Annotated in this window: 16 protein-coding genes; 5 read left to right on the top strand and 11 right to left on the bottom strand. The window is 52.3% G+C overall.

Annotated features, from left to right (window positions below):
• Positions 1 to 97: 97 nt before the first annotated feature.
• From SH248x_RS11640 to SH248x_RS11650, 3 genes are all read right to left on the bottom strand, one after another.
• Positions 98 to 976, bottom strand: a complete 879-nt coding sequence (locus tag SH248x_RS11640) for a hypothetical protein (protein WP_459554440.1) — start codon at positions 974 to 976, stop codon at positions 98 to 100.
• Positions 973 to 4,503, bottom strand: a complete 3,531-nt coding sequence (locus SH248x_RS11645) for a class I SAM-dependent DNA methyltransferase (protein WP_459554441.1) — start codon at positions 4,501 to 4,503, stop codon at positions 973 to 975. Before SH248x_RS11645 ends, SH248x_RS11640 begins: the two co-directional genes overlap by 4 nt.
• A 264-nt stretch (positions 4,504 to 4,767) precedes the next feature.
• Positions 4,768 to 6,396: an anti-phage dCTP deaminase gene (locus SH248x_RS11650; RefSeq protein ID WP_459554442.1), complete on the bottom strand. Its 1,629-nt coding sequence runs from the start codon at positions 6,394 to 6,396 to the stop codon at positions 4,768 to 4,770.
• A gap of 593 nt (positions 6,397 to 6,989) precedes the next feature.
• Here SH248x_RS11650 and SH248x_RS11655 point away from each other — a divergent pair.
• The 3 genes from SH248x_RS11655 (at position 6,990) to SH248x_RS11665 (ending at position 9,133) form a co-directional block, all read left to right on the top strand.
• The gene (locus tag SH248x_RS11655; protein WP_459554443.1) at positions 6,990 to 8,081 is read left to right on the top strand and encodes a DUF1559 family PulG-like putative transporter; all 1,092 of its coding nucleotides are present in this window, start codon (positions 6,990 to 6,992) and stop codon (positions 8,079 to 8,081) included.
• 123 nt (positions 8,082 to 8,204) lie between these two features.
• On the top strand, positions 8,205 to 8,657 hold the full coding sequence (locus tag SH248x_RS11660; protein WP_459554444.1) for a hypothetical protein: 453 nt from the start codon (positions 8,205 to 8,207) through the stop codon (positions 8,655 to 8,657).
• Between the two features lie 41 nt (positions 8,658 to 8,698).
• Positions 8,699 to 9,133: a carboxypeptidase-like regulatory domain-containing protein gene (locus tag SH248x_RS11665; RefSeq protein ID WP_459554445.1), complete on the top strand. Its 435-nt coding sequence runs from the start codon at positions 8,699 to 8,701 to the stop codon at positions 9,131 to 9,133.
• Between the two features lie 5 nt (positions 9,134 to 9,138).
• Here SH248x_RS11665 and SH248x_RS11670 read toward each other — a convergent pair whose 3' ends face one another.
• Both SH248x_RS11670 and SH248x_RS11675 read right to left on the bottom strand, forming a co-directional pair.
• Complete coding sequence (locus SH248x_RS11670; RefSeq protein WP_459554446.1) at positions 9,139 to 10,344, bottom strand: hypothetical protein; 1,206 nt, start codon at positions 10,342 to 10,344, stop codon at positions 9,139 to 9,141.
• A complete protein-coding gene (locus SH248x_RS11675) occupies positions 10,337 to 10,939 on the bottom strand; it encodes a sigma-70 family RNA polymerase sigma factor (protein WP_459554447.1) in 603 nt (200 codons plus the stop codon). Before SH248x_RS11675 ends, SH248x_RS11670 begins: the two co-directional genes overlap by 8 nt.
• Before the next feature lie 289 nt (positions 10,940 to 11,228).
• Between SH248x_RS11675 and SH248x_RS11680 the strand changes: the two genes are divergently transcribed.
• Complete coding sequence (locus SH248x_RS11680; RefSeq protein ID WP_459554448.1) at positions 11,229 to 12,041, top strand: endonuclease/exonuclease/phosphatase family protein; 813 nt, start codon at positions 11,229 to 11,231, stop codon at positions 12,039 to 12,041.
• 79 nt (positions 12,042 to 12,120) lie between these two features.
• Here the strand turns inward: SH248x_RS11680 and SH248x_RS11685 are convergent, their stop codons facing one another.
• The 6 genes from SH248x_RS11685 to SH248x_RS11710 all read right to left on the bottom strand — a co-directional run bounded on the left by SH248x_RS11685 (position 12,121) and on the right by SH248x_RS11710 (position 17,784).
• Positions 12,121 to 12,423, bottom strand: coding sequence for a hypothetical protein (locus tag SH248x_RS11685; RefSeq protein ID WP_459554449.1), 303 nt, complete (start codon positions 12,421 to 12,423; stop codon positions 12,121 to 12,123).
• A gap of 244 nt (positions 12,424 to 12,667) precedes the next feature.
• Positions 12,668 to 13,831 carry a DUF1559 family PulG-like putative transporter gene (locus SH248x_RS11690; RefSeq protein ID WP_459554450.1) on the bottom strand — a complete coding sequence of 388 codons (1,164 nt, stop codon included), beginning with the start codon at positions 13,829 to 13,831 and terminating at the stop codon, positions 12,668 to 12,670.
• A gap of 49 nt (positions 13,832 to 13,880) precedes the next feature.
• Complete coding sequence (locus SH248x_RS11695; RefSeq protein WP_459554451.1) at positions 13,881 to 15,440, bottom strand: hypothetical protein; 1,560 nt, start codon at positions 15,438 to 15,440, stop codon at positions 13,881 to 13,883.
• Positions 15,437 to 15,973 carry a sigma-70 family RNA polymerase sigma factor gene (locus tag SH248x_RS11700; RefSeq protein ID WP_459554452.1) on the bottom strand — a complete coding sequence of 179 codons (537 nt, stop codon included), beginning with the start codon at positions 15,971 to 15,973 and terminating at the stop codon, positions 15,437 to 15,439. Before SH248x_RS11700 ends, SH248x_RS11695 begins: the two co-directional genes overlap by 4 nt.
• 183 nt (positions 15,974 to 16,156) lie before the next feature.
• Entirely contained in the window at positions 16,157 to 16,603 is a 447-nt protein-coding gene (locus SH248x_RS11705; RefSeq protein ID WP_459554454.1) for a DMT family transporter, read from the bottom strand.
• 242 nt (positions 16,604 to 16,845) lie between these two features.
• Positions 16,846 to 17,784, bottom strand: a complete 939-nt coding sequence (locus tag SH248x_RS11710) for a dienelactone hydrolase family protein (RefSeq protein ID WP_459554455.1) — start codon at positions 17,782 to 17,784, stop codon at positions 16,846 to 16,848.
• 405 nt (positions 17,785 to 18,189) lie between these two features.
• On the opposite strand from SH248x_RS11710, the gene SH248x_RS11715 reads away from it, so the two are divergent.
• Positions 18,190 to 19,122, top strand: coding sequence for a cation diffusion facilitator family transporter (locus SH248x_RS11715; RefSeq protein ID WP_459554456.1), 933 nt, complete (start codon positions 18,190 to 18,192; stop codon positions 19,120 to 19,122).
• The last annotated feature ends 55 nt before the right edge of the window (positions 19,123 to 19,177 follow it).

A 19,177-nucleotide genomic window follows, 5' to 3' on the forward strand; every position in this document is an offset into this window, starting at 1 on the left:
AATCGCGCCATGACAGAAGTATGTACGGGAAAAAGCAGGCGACAATATCAGCCCCACTTTATTTCAGTTCGCTCCGAACTGAATCGTTCGCTGCGAACTATTTGGTTCGCCGCGAACTCTTTGGAACCTTAATTAGCCCTTCGGGAATCTCGCCAAGGGCGTGAAGGCGAAGAATGCTGTCGATCACCGTTTTCTTACCATACCCTAACTCTTTACCGCGCTCCTCATAAGAACGAGATGGATATTTCAGGACGTGCGCAAGCAGTACCTGTAATTCACTTTCATTGAGAGTTTTGCTTTTGGTCTTATTTACTTCTCTTCGATACTCGTCAGCAAAGTTACGATGAAGCACTCGGAGAATTTCCACCGCTGAGGAATTCCCAATTAGATTCTCTCTGGTAGAAAATCGAAAACACTCTGAAAGAGCTTTCCCGATTCCCACAAATAAAATTCGTAATCTTGGTGACCACCCTTTCCAAGAAAGATCGATATACATTTCTGACACCGAACACATTGAAAGAATATCGGCTGCCAGAATCACATGCGGACTCATCGTCATTATCAAGTAGTAATGTGCAATTCGGGCCAGATCATTTTTCAACACCATTTCTGCGAACATCTTTTTCCCACTAGACTGTTCGCTAATTGCAGACAGATATTGATCGATGTTTTGCTCGAAACTCTGTAGAAATATTTCCAGTCGCTGAAAGTCGACCGTGGAGGGGTATTTCGACCTCGTCGCTTCAGTATCTCCCCTTGGAACATAGTCTCGCCACCTAACCTCAATTCCCGTCAATTTGCCGATCAGTTCATTCATTCCCCCCGGTAGAATCGGATCTAATTCATGACCACCAGTTTCGATTGTCTTGCCCTTAGTGTTAGTTTCTGGCTCAACGCTTTGACTTGGCTTTCCACTTTTGAAAGAGTGAAAGTCGTCAAAAAAAATGAACGAGGCTTTGGACTTATCTACGGTCACGCCACATACCTCCCGTCATCCGTGCGGCGTGCCTGACCGACTTCGATGAGGGTTTCCAGGAGTTCTTCGACCGCGTCCTTATTGGCACGTTGGAAGCGGGTTGAAATGTCTTGGGGTTCGCACGGTTTGGCGAGTTCGCGTAATGCGGCGCGGACGGCTGTGATGCGGGCCGGGAGTGTTTTGGGCCACTCCTGCTTTTCGGCTGGCTTTGGTTTCGCTGTCCCCTTGGCCGGTTTGGTGGTCTTTGCTTTGCCCTTCCCTTTCTTGGGCGTTTCCTCTTCGTCGTCGTCCTCCTCTTCGGGGGTGACGTCGAACGTCGTTTGTTTCGGTGCATTGGCCGTCGTTTGCGGGTTCTGGAAGTCGGGGCGTAGCCAGCGGATCAAGCCGCGTTTTTCTTCCTCCGCTCGTTCGTGGTTGAGGGCGACCAGCTTTTCGAGGATCTCTTCATCGGTGAGCGTGACGGGCCAGCCGTAGGCTTCGAAGACCGCCGCGTCGAGGTCGTCGTGAATCTGCTTGAGGACGGAAACGAGTCCCTGTTCGTGGATCGTCTTTTCCTTGGCCGTCAGCGCCTCTCCTGATCGCAGCTTCTCCAGGACGTTATACATCCCCGTCATCGTCAGATCAGGAAACTGCGCCTGTTGACGCTTGCGGTGGGCATCGAGTTGTTCGCCCAAGTCACGGATGCGTTGTTTGAGGGGTTCGGCGGGGTCGGGGAAGGGAAAGGTTTCGAAGCAGACATTTTTGTTGTAACGAGGATCGTTTCCTACTCCTAATCTCCCACCGGCAGCCAACGCCCAAACGACATGACCGCGACTTGATAAGACCCCTAAATGAAAAGAGTCTTCGATGGCGATAACAGCAATCGTGCCTTCCGACAGGAAGTCAGCTGGAAAAATCTCGAACACCCGGTGTTTTGCTGTCTCGGTGGTAGCGAAGTATCGCTTCAATTTCTGAATTGAAAATCTCATTCCCGGCTGATTTTCCCCGAATATCCACCAACGTTCTCGTTTCGCGGCTCTCGGATTGTGGTCACGTTCAGGCTTAACGTGAGTAAGCAGATGCTGGTATGTCGAAGGATACTCGGATTTCAGTTTTTCTAACGTTAAGCCATCACAATCGATAACCCATCTAGTGCGTCTTTTCTGGGTTAAATCCTTCCCGCTATAGAATCGTCTCGCCAGCGATTTCTTCTGATCCGTTCGTTCCAGTGTATCGATGACCGTTTCGTCTACGATAAAACCATCGCCGTAGAATTTCGTTCCCCAATAGGCCACTTTCGAATTTGACTTTAGCGCAACACATGAAGCGGGTGTCGAGCCAATTCTCAAGTCAGACGTGATGAGCCCCTGCACGGAAAACAATCCCACATCAGTTCCACCATCCGCATTGATATTTTCCGATACAATTCGATATAGGCTTCCAGTTGGATTTATTCCCCGAAGATTAAAAACAGTCATCGCCACGCGGACATCGGCTCCGTCACTTGAGTCCACCCAAGGATGATCCGGAATCGCAAACTCAACTTTTCCTTCCGGTTTTCCATTTAAGAATTGATGTATAACTTGCCTATTGAATGCCTGAGTAATGCTGTTCGTTGTGATAAGTCCGGCGCGAAATAGCTTGCCTTTGGCAAGTTCTTTTGCGGCTTTGTGCCACCAATACATGACGTAATCGGCGTTCTTTGGAACCTCCGATTCGACATCGGCAATTGTGGTAACGTAGCCGTCTCCCAGAATGAGACGCATTCTCCTAGTTCCAATAAAAGGCGGATTCCCCACTATGAACTCCGCCTCCGGCCATTCCGCTTTGCGAGGGTTCACATAGCGCACCTCCGGCACGCGTGCCGACGGGTCGGGGATTTCTTCCCCGGTCACCGGATGAATCATTTTCGTCCGTCCGTCCCAGCGGGTGACTGGATTTCCGTCCGCATCGAGAACCGGTTCGATCGCATCCCAGGCGAGAACGGCATCCCGGTTTTCGATGTTGTCGAACTTGCGGATGATCGGCTCGCTGAGTTCGCGTTCTCCCCGCGTGCGGAAGTGCCATTGGAGATAGCCGATCCATAGAACCAGATCGGTAATCGCCGCCGCACGGGGGTTGATCTCGATCCCCAGGAATTGATGCGGGTCGACTGTCGAGATTTCCTGACCGCCATATTGCGGGTCGAATTCCTTCATCGCATTGATGACTTCCCCCTCCAGGCGTTTCATGAGTTCGAGGGAGACGTACAGGAAGTTGCCCGAACCGCACGCCGGGTCGAGAACACGGACGTTGCACAGATGCTGATGGAAGTCGCGTAGGACCTTCACCGCGTCTTTGCGTTTGCCCGCGTCGTCGAGTTGAACCGCTGTCGCGTAGGCGGTTTCCCATTCCTCGCGCAGCGGTTCCATGATCGTCGGCATGACCAGGCGTTCGACATAGGCGCGGGGGGTGTAGTGGGCTCCCAGCTTGTGACGTTCGACCGGATCGAGGGCGCGTTCGAGAAGCGTTCCGAAGATAGCGGGTTCCACTTCCTTCCAGTCCGATTTCGAGGCTTCGATCAGGAGTTCGAGTTGATCCACCGTAAGAGGGAGCGCGGTCGTGTCTTTGAACAGGGTTCCGTTGAACTTTTTGATCTTCTGATCGAGGACCGATGAATAGCTCGTCCCGGTATCCATATCCTTCCAGAGGGCTTGAACGCGCGGGACCAGCGTATCGAGGTGACCGCGCCGACTGATCAGGAGATCGGTGAAGGCATTCGGGGGGAGCAAGCCGATATCTTCGGCAAACATCGTGAACAGACACCGCATGAGAAACTGCGCGACGACTTCGGGGGAATAACGGGGCTTGCCGTCTTCCGACTTCTCCGCTTCGAATCGTCGGGCCAGCTTGGCGAGTTTTTCAGCCAGATCACGGGTCACCTTCGCCGCTTTGCGCGAGGGGTCGAGTTCGTGGGGATCTTGCCAGATGAGACGGAAGCGTTCGCGGATCTTGTCGTCGGAGAACTCATCGAGTTTGACGCGGAAGTTTTGCGGATCAGGGAATGGAAGATAGTTCTTCCCCGACTGCGAGAAATCGGCATAGACGTCGAAACAGAAACCGACGTCAGCGACGATGAGGAAGACGGGCCATTCTTCGGGGATGGCTTCGGCGTAGCGTTTGGCCTGCGTGTACGCCCGGCGCATCGACTTTTCCCAGTCGGTCGAACCGCGTGTCGCAGTCCCCTTGCGGATCTTCTTTTGTTTGGTGACCGTGGCGAGGGCTTCCAGCTGGTCCTTTTCCTTCTGCTCCGCCCCTTGCTTGGATTCAAGGACAAAAGCCCCTTTGCGGTACAGATCGATTCGCCCGGTACTCTTCGTGCCGTCCCCGTTATTGAACGAGACGAACTTCTCGAAGACGTAAGTATTGAGCGCCTCATCGGGGCGCGTAGGGTCGGGCCGGGGAACTCCCAGGACGTCGCATAGCTCATTGAGAAAGGACTGCGAATTCGCCATTTCCGCACCGCCGGAAGCCTTCCAGCGGGGGATGAAGTCGTGAGGTGTTGCCATCGTTGGCTTTCATGTTCCGGGGAAATCGCGGAGACTCGGTTACATAAAAAAAGCCGTCCAATCTTAGGACGGCTCACCTTGTAGACGTAAGGGTGCTGGCAGTTCACTTCTCAGTTTTCGGTGATTGCAATTCCGAAGACTGCCGCTTTATTTCTTGATAAATTTCTCGCTTTGGGGGAAGTTGGGCCCCTTGTTGCGTAAGACGAGTCCTGAAGTTTTGGGAAGAATGCGAGTTGATCGCGAACGATGTTCTTGTGGGTTCTGTCATTTTGGGCTCCGTGAAGATCCTTCATCACTTTCAGTTGAATTTATCGACATTATCTCTTCGTTGCTACTGACTTTTGCGTCTTCTGCCGCAAGTTCTTGCTCAATATCAGGATAAGCCTCTGCAACTACTTTAACTTTGCGGAGAATCTCACGGAAATCCTCCCGTTGGATCAACGGCATCATCCAGCGGTTTGTGTCATTGTCGAGGAATTTTCCGTCTTTCTTTCGCTCCCTGCGCATCACAAAGAACTCGTTAAACCTTTTCGGAGTAACGCCTCCATACCCCTCGATGACCACTTTATCGTGACTCGCATCTACGAGGGGGTCGTTGATCGAGTCGGGGTGCAATTCTCTTGCCAAACTCTTTTCGTATGGTTCAAGATACACAACACGCCTTATCCCAGCATCAACTATGTGCTTTGCACAGTTGTGGCAAGGGAAAGTTGTAACGTACATCGTCGAACCAAGCATTCCGCTTCGGCCAGTTCTAGCAATCGCGAGCAACGCTTCCATTTCGGCATGAACAGCCCGAGAAAATTCAATTAGTTGACTGATTCTCGTATTCGCAAGGATGGCCATCGCCGAAACTCTTTTGTCGGCTGCCAAGATATCCGCCTTAATCAGCTGTTCAACAACCTCGTTAGAAATCTCGGACTTCTTTTCGTCGTTATAGCATTTAGCTCCGAAGGACCAGCAGCGCCCTTCGAAAGTGCCTTCGAAGGCTCCATATAAGCCTCCACCAAATTTAGGGACGTCATTCCAGCCGGTAGAAATCAATTCGCCTTCGGCAGAAACAATCGCCGCTCCTACCTGACGAGAAAGACAAGCTGACCTTAAGGATGCTTGGTAAGCAGCACTCATCCCGACTTCAGCAGCGGTCGGAGAAACCACCTCAATACCGAACATCAGTTTGGCTAAACGTCCGGCATCTTTCTCGATGTCTGCTTTTTCCGCAAAGTCGTTTGCAAAAAAATAATCTGCCATCAACACAGCTTTAAGGGCATTCTGACCACTTCTTTTCCGATAAGGCTCAGTGTCGAATTCATCAGATCCGTCGATGTCACTTTGGGACAAAAAATCGAACTCCTGAACTGAAAACTTCTTCCTCTGCTTCAATCGTCTCAATCTCATTCTGTCGCTTGCGACTACCCCGATCATCCAAAACTGATCACCGAATACGCTTCTCAAGTACCTCACTTCTTCAGGATGCTTGATGCTGTCGACAATGTAAGCCTTTCGCTTGTCAGATCCAATCGCTTCAATGTCCTGAGCGATGAAGAAAGAAATAGAGAATGCGGCGACGATTTCATTCCCAACGGATCTCCGAGACCAATTCCCGATCAATTGCATCCGACGGACTCTTATCGCCTCTTCAGATGCTGTACCACTCGTGAGACGACGGAAATCTTCCACCTTTTCGTTGATCTGAAGTTTCTCATCGGGAGTCAGCAGTTGTTCGAGTTTCGTCAGTATGGTCGTTGCCTTGATCACTTCGACCTCATAGCCGAAAGTGTTCAAGGACTGACGCACCTTATCCGTTACGAAAGAAACTCCGCTCCCGATGCGGCCAGCCATTCCAATCACGAGAATCGAAGCTTTTTCGCTTTCGATTTGTATTGTGGACATTTGCGTTCCTCTGCATGGATCACCCGGTGGATATTTGCACAATGCCGTAATTTGCGAAGAAATTCAAGTCTCGCAGCTGTGTGACTGTTAGTTAATGTGTTAGCAGCACTCGCAACTAAACGTCGATCAAATCCCGATTCGACGGTCATCAAACAAAAACAGGGACCGGTAAAAACCAGCCCCTGCTAGCTGCGCAACTACTTATCACAACGTCACTTACGATTGCAAATCCGTTATTTCGTCGGTTCAAATCCGACCGCCACCTCTCTAAAAAGCCCTGTCATTCCGATGAATGACAGGGCTTTTTTCGTGCGCTGCTTTCATTGCGAATCGAAAATGCGTCCCAGATGACTCAGCAAGTTGATCGCTTTTTGTCACCGACTCATGGAAATGCCGAAGCACAGTAAAGATGTTAAGTTTCTATGAGTATTGATGAATTGCTGTAACGCGACAGGCATGTTCTGCGGCATTCATGTGAAGGATGCTTCGGGGCGGCTGTACTGAGCCTTCTGCCCATTTGAAGCTGACTGGCAAGAATTTCTTCGCGATATTTTTTATCGTTATTTTTCAACGTGACTGTGGAGTACTGATTGATGTCTATGCGCCGGACAAATGGTTTTACGCTGATTGAGCTTTTGGTTGTGATTGCAATAATTGCGGTGTTAGTTGCCATTCTGCTGCCAGCGGTTCAGCAAGCTCGTGAAGCCGCTCGTCGCAGTACCTGCAAAAACAACTTGAAGCAGTACGGCATCGCTCTTCACAATTATCACGACACCTTCAACATTCTCCCCCCTGCGGCCAATCTGAGCGATGCAACCTCTCAGGCCAAACGCTACAACGCCAACGTCTCCCTGCTGCCATACATCGAACAAGCTGCTCTCTACGACATGATTGTCGCGGGCGGGACACAGGCAGCGAACAATGGAACAACAAACTACCTGCCCTATGGCGGTAACCCCTGGGATACTAATTACCGACCATTCCGTCAGAAGGTTCCACTTTTCCTTTGCCCCTCTGATCCTGACTCCGCCCAAGCTGCGGAATTGGCGCATACAAACTACGCCTTCAGCCGTGGTGACTCGATTCAGAATAACAACCGCTGGGCTGGAAACCTGGGGCACGGATTGCGTGGAATGTTTGCTGCGATCGGTGATGCCCCCGCTGATGGAACGTTTGGTCGCTGTGTTCGATTCCGAGATGTCACAGATGGATTGAGTAATACGATTGCGATAGCAGAGCGAATCAAAGCTCAGGCCAACTCGACCAATATTAAAGAGGGAGCCATGCCGATGGGGTTCGGAGATGCCTTCCGAAATAATCCATCATTAATCCATGGTCAAGTTGATGGCTCAGGAAGAATTACATCTCCAAGCATTCTTCGAGTGGCAGGGACTCGATGGGCTGATGGAGCACCAGCCTATACCGGCTGTACAACAACTCTAGGCCCTAACAGCCCTAATGCACTCAATAGTACCAGCGACCAGGCCGACGGTGTCTTCGATCCATCCAGCCGCCATGCCGGTGGCGTTCAAGTTCTGATGAGTGATGGAGCAGTTCGGTTTGTCAGTGAAAACATTCATACCGGCAACACAACTGTCGGTTCTCCACTTTCTGGCCAAAGTCCATACGGCGTCTGGGGCGCATTGGGTTCAATTTCCGGTGGCGAAGTCGTTTCTGACTTCTAAGTGATGCAAACCCCTCTCTCGGAATGACAGTGGTGGCTTTTGCAAAATGCCACCACTGCTTTTCACGAATCAGCTTGACGCTTTTCACAGACATTTTGTCTGCTACTCTTCAGGAACATCCTCATGTATCGCCGCCTGGGCTTCTTTTTTTCGCTTGCCATGTTGCTGATGGTTACTGGTTGCGATTCCTCCGCTCGGCTTGATGGTCGTGTTCCCGTATACGAAGTCATCGGGTCAATTACATTCAAAGGTATGCCTGTCGAAGATGCGATTGTCAATTTTGTTTCGCAGGGAACAAATCCAGTCGCTACTGGGAAAACCGATGCTGCAGGGAAATACTCTCTCGCAACTTACGACGCCAAAGATGGTGCAGCAGTGGGTGATTATACGGTGCTAGTCACCAAGATTGAGATCCCCAAAGAAACCGCAAAAGAAGCCTCTGGCTATCCTGGCCACAAAAATACGTCAAAACACCTCTTGCCAGAGATTTACAGCAACAGCATCCAGTCGCCACTCAAGGCAACCGTCACAACCAAGTCTTCCCAAAACCGGCTTGATTTCGAGCTGAAACCGTAAATCACTACTCTTATTTTCTCTGATCTGTTTTGGAATTAGGTATGGCCTCACGATACTCACTTGCATGTTTCTTGATCGTCTTGCTGACTGGTTGCGAGTCTGGCAGCGATCCCAATCGTCCAACTACTGCACCAGCCAGCGGGATGGTGACCTATCTTGGTAACCCGGTCAGCGAAGCAGTTGTCGTCTTCAGCCCGACAACTCACAAATTCGCAGCTTCTGCCGTGACAGATCAGGATGGAAAGTTTGACCTTCAGGCATTCCCTCCTGAATCAGGAGCAGTCCCCGGCAGTTACACAGTCATGGTGCTCAAAGCCTCTCAGGAAGACGTCTTCCAGGATCAGGGGAAAAAGCCCGTCATGGCAAAACCCAGGTCACTCATCCCAGCGAAATACAGCAACCCCGCCCAATCAGGTCTGGTCGCAGAAATCACCGAAGCAGGTAACAACTCGATGATCTTCGAACTGAAAGACTGAAAAACTCACTGCGGATGGCGGTGGGGAGAAACAGCTTCGAATGATGAGCCAAAGCGGATCTCGTCAAAGTCCGTGGAATGATTCGCGTGAATCGCAATGCCGTCGAATCGAAAGTCCGGGATTTCCAGACGCAGGTCAGGAGCGTTCAAATCCGGGGGTTGAGACAGAGCAGGATCGATCCAGATCAACGCTTCTTCCGAGCCTTCCCGAAACTCGATACGAGCAACGATAAATACCTTCTGGCCCGACGGGATATCGCTGGTCTTGAGATTGACCTCCGCACCCGTCAACAGTCCGACGGCAGTCCAGTTTCCGGTTGGGGCAGCTCCCAGTTTGCCGACGCGAAACCCGGACACATCCTTCGACCCGATCACCAGATACGAATATTGATTATTCACTGCGGAACTGGCCGACGATTGGGCCAGAAAACTGAACCAGACAACTGACCCATCGCGTCCGATTCCTCCATCATCACGAAACGATTCTGGGAAGTTTCGGAAGTCAAATCGTCTGGCGGTGATCGACCGAGGTGACGTTGCAGTTCTCGCCTGATGTCCGTTGGTTTCAATCGAATTACCAGCGACATCGGTATAACTGAGAGGCCCGAACTTTCGCATGTCATTTTGTTGCCACGGATTATCCTGACGATCGTAATCCACAACGACGGCGACTTTCGAGTTTGTCTCTCTCCAGGGCTCTGACCAGCCGATCCCGCCTTCGAGGCCGTGCAATCCGCCGGTTGTTGGCCAGATGACTTCCCCGCGATCACCACGAGGAAGATTCGTCGCGGGATAGTCAAAACCTTCGTACGCCCAGAGACTTCCAAGATCGGGGACGACGGCATTCTGGCGAGCGAATCCCTGCCAGGCGACCACCGAAAACGCAACGACCATCGTCAACGCAACCGCGCTGAGCCCCCAGGCCCAGAATGCCGATCGGCGTCGTTTGACAGGTCTGTCATTGTCCAGCCGAAGTGCCGAAGACACATCGATCAGATGTCGTCCACTTCGCCCACTCGAGGTTTCAGGTGCAGGCAACCCGGCCTGAATGCGGAACCGCAGATACGAATGGAGAAAGACACGAAAAAACGCCGCATCGGCTCGCGCCGGGTCCGACTTGATCCACGACGTCAGTTCGTCCGATTCGTCATCATTCAAAGCATGACGATCCAGGTGCGCGTCGATCAGCTCAAAAGCCTTGTCGTCATCCATACTGATTGGCTTCACCAGCAAGCGTGGCTTTCACACAAGAGGTCAACGCCGTACGAACACGTGAGAGCGCAGTTCGTACATTTCCGGGAGGCAGATTCAATCGCTCACCAATTTCCTGCGGCGAGAGATCATCAAAATAGCGAAGCTGCAGTAATTCCCGCGAACGCCCGGTCAGATTGGAGAGGCATTTTTCAAGCGCCCACTTCTCATCGGAGAGTGTTTCCTGAATTCGGTCACACGCTTCGCTGAGGGCATCCAGCGATTCCCCCACGAACTTGACCGGGCGACGTTCGCGAACACGGTAAAAGTCCGCGATCTTGATCTTCGCCACCCACAATGCCCAGGGCAAAAAGGGACGTGTCTGATCATAATCATCAAACCGACGAGCAATCTCCGCTGCGACTTCCTGCAGCAGGTCTTCTGCGTCAGAAAACTGCGGGGTCGAGGCAATGAGAAATGCTGTTAGCGACGCCTGGGCCTTCATCCAGTTACGAGCCAGCAATTCACGAGAATCAGCCCGCGATAAATGACTGACCAGGCCAGACGAGTCCGACTCGTTCCCGGTTTTATCGCCGATGATTTCTGATGAACTCATAATCTGATCGCAACCAAAATACTGAAGGGCGGTGCATTGTATCAGACCGTCTAGCCAGAGGCTTGTGAACACAGAGACACAAATCAGATGAAAAATTGCCGAAGATTTCTGTAACGGGAAGCCCCCTCTCCGCGATATACAAGGACTTCCACGTCGGGTTCCGACATGGTTATCACAGGAAAAAGGACGAAAATTGCTGCCTCTCTTCAAATTTCTTGTCGCTTTGACACTCTGTTCATGCGTCTTAACAATCGCCCACGCCGATGAACCAGCGTCTGCTATTCGGGTGATGAGTTACAACATCCGCAATGGCATCGCGAAAGACGGCGAGAACCATTGGGAGAAACGCAAAGACTTCCTCGTGGAAACCATCCAGCAGTACAATCCCGATCTGCTGGGAACTCAAGAGACCTACGGCTTTCAACGCGATTACATCGCCCAGCATCTCAACGGTTATGAAGCATTCGGCGTGGGTCGCGAGGACGGCGCCGATCAAGGCGAAATGACTGCCCTGTTTTATCGAACCAGTCGCTTTGAAAAGATCGGCGGCGGACACTTCTGGCTGAGTGAAACCCCTGAAGTCGTCGGCTCAAAATCGTGGGACTCTGCCCTGCCCCGCATGGTCAGCTACGTCAAGCTGCGCGACCGACTGGCGAACAATCGCGAACTGACTTTCTTTAACACTCATTTCGACCACCGAGGCAAACAGGCTCGCATCGAATCTGCCCGTCTCCTGCGTCAGCGGATGGAAGACTGCGGAAAAACTTCTCTGGTCATCCTCACAGGTGATTTCAACGCAGCGGAAACCTCAGGCCCTTACAACGCCGTTTTCGCAGACAATGCCCCGCTGACTTTCCTGGATACATTCCGGACACACCATCCCGTCAAAGTCGGCGACGAGCAGACAGCCGGCGGTTTCGTCGCCATGAAAAAAGGGGATGCCCGCATCGACTGGATCGCCTGCTCGTCGGCCTTCAAAGTCCTGAACGCAGAAATCGACCGCACGTCCCGCAACGGCGTCACCCCCTCCGACCATTACCCGGTCAACGCCACCCTCGCATGGCCGACCGCGACGTCGATCTCAGCGGTTTCTTCGAACTGAATTATTGCAGACATAATAAAAGCTCCTGTGAAATCACAGGAGCTTTTTAATGACCAGCATAGTGAGCAAAAACATCGACTCAGAACGTCAGTTCAAAGTCGAATGTGTTGTCTCCAGGCTGGACTTTGGCATTGAGTACCGAGTTCTGATAGTACTTGGACGGAATTCGCTTACCACTCTTACGATCCTTCAGTTGTTGCGCGATCTGCTTGTTCATCGCCGTGCTGTCAACATGTCCGACGCCATCAACAACTTTCACCTCATAAGATGCCATCAGGTTGGGATTCTCCATAATCGAAACGCTGTGCTCTCCGACCATCGCTCCCATGGTTGTGCCCGAGAACAATAACTCATAATGCCCCTCGTCGTCAGTTGTCGCCATTGAAGGACGCCCCCCAACCGCGGGAGCAAATGTCACACTCAAATTTCGTCCAGGCTGACCATTGACTGTCACGCGGCCGCTCACTTCGCCAAGTTGAGGACCAGAGCGACCACAGCCATGTAGCGAAATGATCGAGATCAGAATCGCTGAGGAAATGAAATTCATCCGACACAGGTTAATGTTCATTGTATGACCCTTACAATCGCAGGCAGTAAACTGCCTGCGATAAACATCGAGTTGGAAATTAGAACTCACCGATCACGTAACCATCAGCACGGCTGAGAAGACTTTGAAAGGTCGCATTGGCAGGACTGTTCCAGTGCGGTACCTGATGGATGTTTTCGGAGATAAACCGCACTGCCCCATCGCCCATCACAACCTGCATGCCACCTTCGTGAGAGCTCGAGTATCCTTTTCGACAGTTGAAGCCGACGCGATCCGCGGGATATGCAGAATCATTAATCAGGTGACCACCAGTTCCAAAAATGGCAGCCTGATTATGAAAGCCGTTCCAATCCTGTGGATCATGTGAGTGACCAACGCCAAAGGGACGTCCTCCCAGACATCGCATCGGGCCATTCGTCGAGTTCATGAACGATGTACGTTCTCCTACTGCAATGGTGTTCGAAAGCCCGTCGGTGACGTCTCGAAACTTGATCGATGAGTTCATGGCGAATAATCCATCGAATTTCACGACCTCTTCGTTGGCTGGATTCCCGGGCGTCATTCCAGCGTAGTAAGCATCAAATGGCTGCCACCAGAGCTTTCGAAAGGACATGTGATTTGCGACATAGTTAATACGTGCAACCGAATCGTTTCCTGCTCCACTCCAGCAACAAGCCTGCCCCCCAGAGTTGATCGGACTCAGGTTTTCCATGTACCAGCCATTGTTCCCATCACCACTATAGGGCGTGTTATCAATGATCGGATCTCCTGGATCCGATGGACAAACAAGGACGGAGACGGGCTTTCGCATCGCTTCCAGAAGTCGTCGCTGACCTGAACCGCCGTTCGCGATGGAACCATTTGTCATCGCATCAGAGTATTTGATAGGGCCCGGTTGCAGCAGATCATAGAGAGGGGCCTGTTCGATGAACGGAAGGATGTAAGCCGTCCAGCTCCAGGAACCGTCAGCTGTGCCACTTTCGTCATTTGATGCACCAGAATAACCTGTTGCTACCGCCCGAACGTAGACTCCGCCGGGAGGAAGCTGGTTATACGTGTCATGATAATTGTGTATCGCGATTCCAATCTGCTTGAGATTGTTCTTACACGTACTGCGTCGTGCCGCTTCACGCGCCTGCTGGACGGCAGGAAGCAGAATGGCAACAAGAGTCGCGATGATCGCGATAACGACCAATAGCTCGATGAGCGTAAAGCCACGATAGGACCTGGGTGACGCCGACATGTTCTGCTCCTGATAATGGGACATAAGAAGAACCACAAATCCAAACGACTTATGACTTGTTTAATTCTCGAAGAGCCAGATATGTTTGTCTCAGCATCGACCAGTCATCACTGACCACGACACACTTGAGACTCTGCTGACTCTTTGAATAAGTGTGAAACACAAGAAAATCCAATTGGGCTCGAAACTCAATCGGGCGCGACGCTGTCGACCACACCACCGGCGGGGTCGCCGACATCGCATCGCCTGCTGGCATGACCGAGACGAAGATCTGATCGGGACCGTCTTGACGGGACAGAATCTTTCCGACAACTCGGTAGGTCGTCTTCGCCTGAAATTGAAACGCATCCTGTGTCTGCGTCCCGCCGAACCGACTGACAATCCGGTTCTGATGCCCCAGCAGAAGCAGTTCATACAACTGCGATCCTCGAACCTCCGGTTCCGCGACTGAGAACATGCGGAAAAACAGGATGTCACGATCCGTCAGGTCTTTGAACTCAAAGTCAAAAGCGAAATACATCGTGTTGTCGTTGTAGGTATTGATTGGGCGAGCCAGCCGACGTTGAAGAACGGTGTTGTCCGATAAGACAACTTCCTTGCCTTGAAACGTCACAAGACTCTCCGGCAGTTCCTTCTCTTCCAGATCGCGCGAATACCACGACCAGGGACCTCGAAATCCCGCACCATGCTCTTGAGCCAATTCCTTCTTGACGCGTCCAGCGGGATAGTCAAACGACTCAAAAGCAAGATACGGCTTCTTACTGACAGCGCGCGGCTGATCACCACTTCCCATCAGCTGATCATGCGACAAAACCTTTTCCAGACTGACAACCCCCTCACCTGTTCGATACCCCTTCCCCGCCACGACCAGACATGATTCCGTCGACGATGTTAACGACGAACGCCAGACTTCCCCTTCATGCACGCGCAAATCCTCTGACTGCGCGTTCGTGACCAGACTATACATCGTCCCGATATCAAGCAGTTTCGAATGCGGCGTCGAAAGCTCAAAAGCATCACAATGAGGATTGTTCTCAAACAACAGTTCCCCACGATAAATGACAGCGGAATTGGCCGTTAACAGATTCAGCTCCGCAGGCCCATTGATGGTCAGCTCACATCCTCCATCAAAAATCAGCGTGATGCTTCCCTCGGACAAACTCATGGGACCAGCAGGAACCCGAGTATCTTTGAGCAACGGTCGTCCCGATTCCGTCAACTTCGATTCCCGCTGAAACAACACCGTCGCGACGGCGGGCAGATGATCCGTTGAGACGACCTTGACCACGGGTGCCGTTGGTACAGAAACCGCGGCTGCAATACTCAGCAGCAGCGCCAGCATCGTCCCCAGCAAGGCGGGCTTCCATATCCAGGCGTGTCGTCGAGGCCTTGATGGAAATTGTGCATGGCTTTCAGCAGAGATTGGAAAGCTCGGCATCGTCAACGCTTCACACGCATGCTGAAGATGCAGCACGGTGTCGATCTGGGAGAGTCGTCGAAACTCATCGCGGAATTCGCGAGAGTTCAACAGTAATTGCTCCAGGGTGGCCATATCGACATCGCGACCGTTCAGATAGTCATCCAGCAGTTGATGATGTTCGTTGATCACAGGTCACCTCCCTGTGCTGCGATGCGAGCATGCACACAGTCGCTCAGCGTGCGACGCATCCTCGAAACCAGCTGGTACAGCGATGTTGCCGTCTGCCCCGAATGTTCTGCAAACTCACAGACGGACTGCCCAGAAGCATAGATCTGCTCCAGCAATTCGCGTCGACGTGCCGGAAGTTTGCTCAGGCAGTCTTCCATCAGCTGTTGTTTTTCGCGAACTGCTTCCCGGGCAATTTCATCTTCGTCGAGAATCAGCTCGATCAACTGCTCACTGAGGACGTGTCGATCCCGGGCTCGCTTGCGTCGGAACGAAAGAATCTCGTAGCGGGCAATCAGCGTGAGCCATTGAGCAAAGCGGACATGATCATCCAACGTCCCAAATTTCCGCCAGGCAGCAATACTGATCTCTTGCATGATGTCGTCAACATCATCCCAGCTGCGAACCGCATTGCGAATGTAGGCACGCGTCGCCGTCTCATGCTGAGTGAACAGCCGCACGAAAGCTTCGTATTGTCGATCGACGGACTCGGACACAGACTTGCCCCCGATGTGATGTAGATTTCAAACGCCACCTATTCACATCCGAAGCCGCAGAATCCTGACATAAAAAAATATGAATATGTTGGTGCAATCCAAAAAACTTGACATCTCCCTCACAATCGACCGCATTCAGCACGTAAACCCACCGATGAATCTCAAATCACTCGGCAATGAATCTCATTTCAAATTGATCACCAGCAAACCAGCCACGACCAGCAGAGTACCGAAGACACGCTTCGCATCGACGGCTGAGACTGGGATTCCCATCAAACCATAGTGGTCAATAATAAGCGCGAATACAATTTGCCCACAAATCCCAGCAATCGCCACCCGCGCCGTGCCTACCTTCGGGATAAACATCAGCACGCACGTAATGTAAACCACCCCCAGCGTTCCTCCGATGAAAAGGAGCTTCGGCACCTTCACCAGTTGAGCAATTCTGGGAAAATTGATCCCGCTGATCGCCAACAATATAGCGAGCACCAACGTCCCGCTCAGAAATGACACAAACGTCGCATGCAGCGGATGACTGAGCATACGGGCGAGCGCCGTATTGACCGCCCCTTGAAACGCGATGAGAAACCCGACAAAAAACATCACAACAACGATGACCAGCGATTCCATGACACCCTTCCAGAGATGGGAAACTTCGCGCCGACCATAACGTCCCAACAAAAAAGCGACAAGACAAAGGATGACTCCCCTGCCCTGCCGCTTGATCTTATCCGTTCTCCCTTGAGGGGAGCGGTTTTATGTCCCTTCTCCCCCGGGGAGAAGGTGGCCGAGTCTTCGAGGTCGGATGAGGGAATGCGATAAGCATTCACAGACTTTCGCCGCGCTATCGACTTCAGCGTGCAGTCTCTCCCCTACCCCTTCAAATTCTTCTTAAAAAACGCAATCGTTCGATCCCACGACAGCTTCGCCGCCGCTTCGTCGTAACGAGGCGTCGTGTCATTATGAAATCCGTGATTGACCTTGGGATACATGTACTCTTCGTAAGGGACATCGTTGGCCTTCAACGCCTCCTCATACTTCGGCCAGCCTGCATTGATTCGCTGATCCAGTTCGGCATAGTGAATCAGCAAAGGAGCATCGATCTTCGAAACATCGTCCGGATCTGGCTGTCGACCATAGTAAGGCACTGCAGCATCAATCACCTCTGGAATCCGCACAGCCAGCGTGTTCGCCATTCCGCCACCAAAGCAGAACCCGACCACACCCACTTTGCCCGTCGACAGCTTATGACTATCAAGAACCTTCGCAGCGGCGATGAAGTCTTCGGTGATCTTACCGCCGTCCAGCTTGGCCTGCATGTTGCGTCCCTCTTCATCGTTGCCGGGATATCCTCCCAGTGAGGTCAACGCATCCGGCCCAAACGCCAGGAAACCCTCGACAGCCAGTCGACGCACCACGTCTTCAATATACGGATTCAACCCGCGGTTCTCATGCACGACGAGCACCGCAGGAAACGGCCCCGCCGGCTCAGCCGGATACGCCAGCAACCCGGACATCTTCCCAGTCCCCTGTGGCGACTCATACGCGAGTGTCTCCGTCTTGATCCGCTTGTCATCTTTGGCGACTTGATCAGCCAGCGCATAGTTCGGAGCCAGCGACTCGAGCATCACCTCAGCCGTCATTCCAGAGACTGCAAACAAAGATGCTTTCGTCAGAAAGTCACGCCGCGCGATGCGCCCGTGCACAAGGTCGTCATACAGGTTGAGAACTTCCTGTGGAAAGTCCTTGGCCGTCATGCGGGTCGAAGCGCGAGCACTGACAGAGGCAACAGTTTCCGTGGCGGGCGTCATCCAACTACTCCTGATGTTTACGAACGCGATGAAGAGACCAGCGTTTACTCTAACGCGACACCCCACCTCAAACAACAAGCCTCTCTGATCCTTCTCCCCCGGGGAGAAGGTGGCCGAGTCTTCGAGGTCGGATGAGGGATCTCTGCGAATTGAATAAAGGCCTCATCCATGTCCCTTCTCCCTTGAGGGGAGAAGGTGGCGGCGCTTCGCCGACGGATGAGGGTGAGCTATAGGCATTAACAGACTGCCAATACTTAACTTATCAAACTTCAGGCAACGCTTTTTCCACAGATTCAACAAGCAACTCAAACCACCATCTCCACATTTCAACTGCTGACAGACCTCCTCCCATTCATTACGATACACCGCCGCTTAACTTCATACTGACCACACAGGATTGACCTCATGGCCGCCGGTTCCAAGTCCGCTATCTACGCCGCGATCGCCGCCAACTTCGGCATCGCCGTGACGAAGTTCACCGCCTGCTTTTTTACAGGCAGTTCCGCCATGCTCACCGAAGGGATTCACTCCCTTGTCGATACCGGAAACGCAGGTCTCCTCCTCGTCGGTATCTCACGCTCCAAACGTCCTCCGGACAAAAAACACCCCTTCGGCTACGGCATGGAGCTTTACTTCTGGACCCTGATCGTCGCGGTCCTGATCTTTGGTCTCGGCGGCGGTATCTCCATCTATGAAGGCATCCAGCATATCCTTCATCCGCATGAGTTGACGAACCCGATGATCAATTACATCGTCCTGAGCATCGCCATCGTTCTTGAAGCATTCTCCTGTTACGTGGCTCTCATGGGCTTCATGCATGAAAAAGGCGAAAAATCGTTCTACCACGCCATTCGTCACAGCAAAGACCCGACCACCTTCACCGTCCTCTTTGAAGACCTCGCCGCGATGGCTGGTCTGGTCGTCGCCTTCATCGGAATCGCAGTCGGCCATGCTCTTCACATGCCCGTCCTCGACGGCGTCGCGTCTGTGGTCATCGGCGTTATTCTCTGCGTCGTCGCCCTCGTCCTCATCTACGAAACGCACAGCCTCCTCATAGGTGAATCAGCCGACGAACGCATTGTCCTGGGCGTCCACCAGATTGCCGACGACGAACCACTCGTCGACCACATCCAACGTCCTCTCACCCTCCACTTCGGCCCAAAGCACGTCCTCCTGGCGATGGACATCGAGTTCAAGGAACACCTCCAGTCCAACCAGATCGAAGAAACGATCAGCCGCCTCGAAACGAGCATCCGCACCAAGTACCCCGAAATCAAACAGATCTACATCGAAGCCGCATCCATCTCAACTGCGACCAAGCCTCAACCCAAACCATAAAAAAAGCGGGCACCAAGTTAACTCGGTACCCGCTTCGATTTCGTCCCTTCTCCCC

Origin of the sequence: Lacunimicrobium album, assembly GCF_052161635.1 — a bacterium.
Lineage (GTDB): Bacteria > Planctomycetota > Planctomycetia > Planctomycetales > Planctomycetaceae > SXPC01.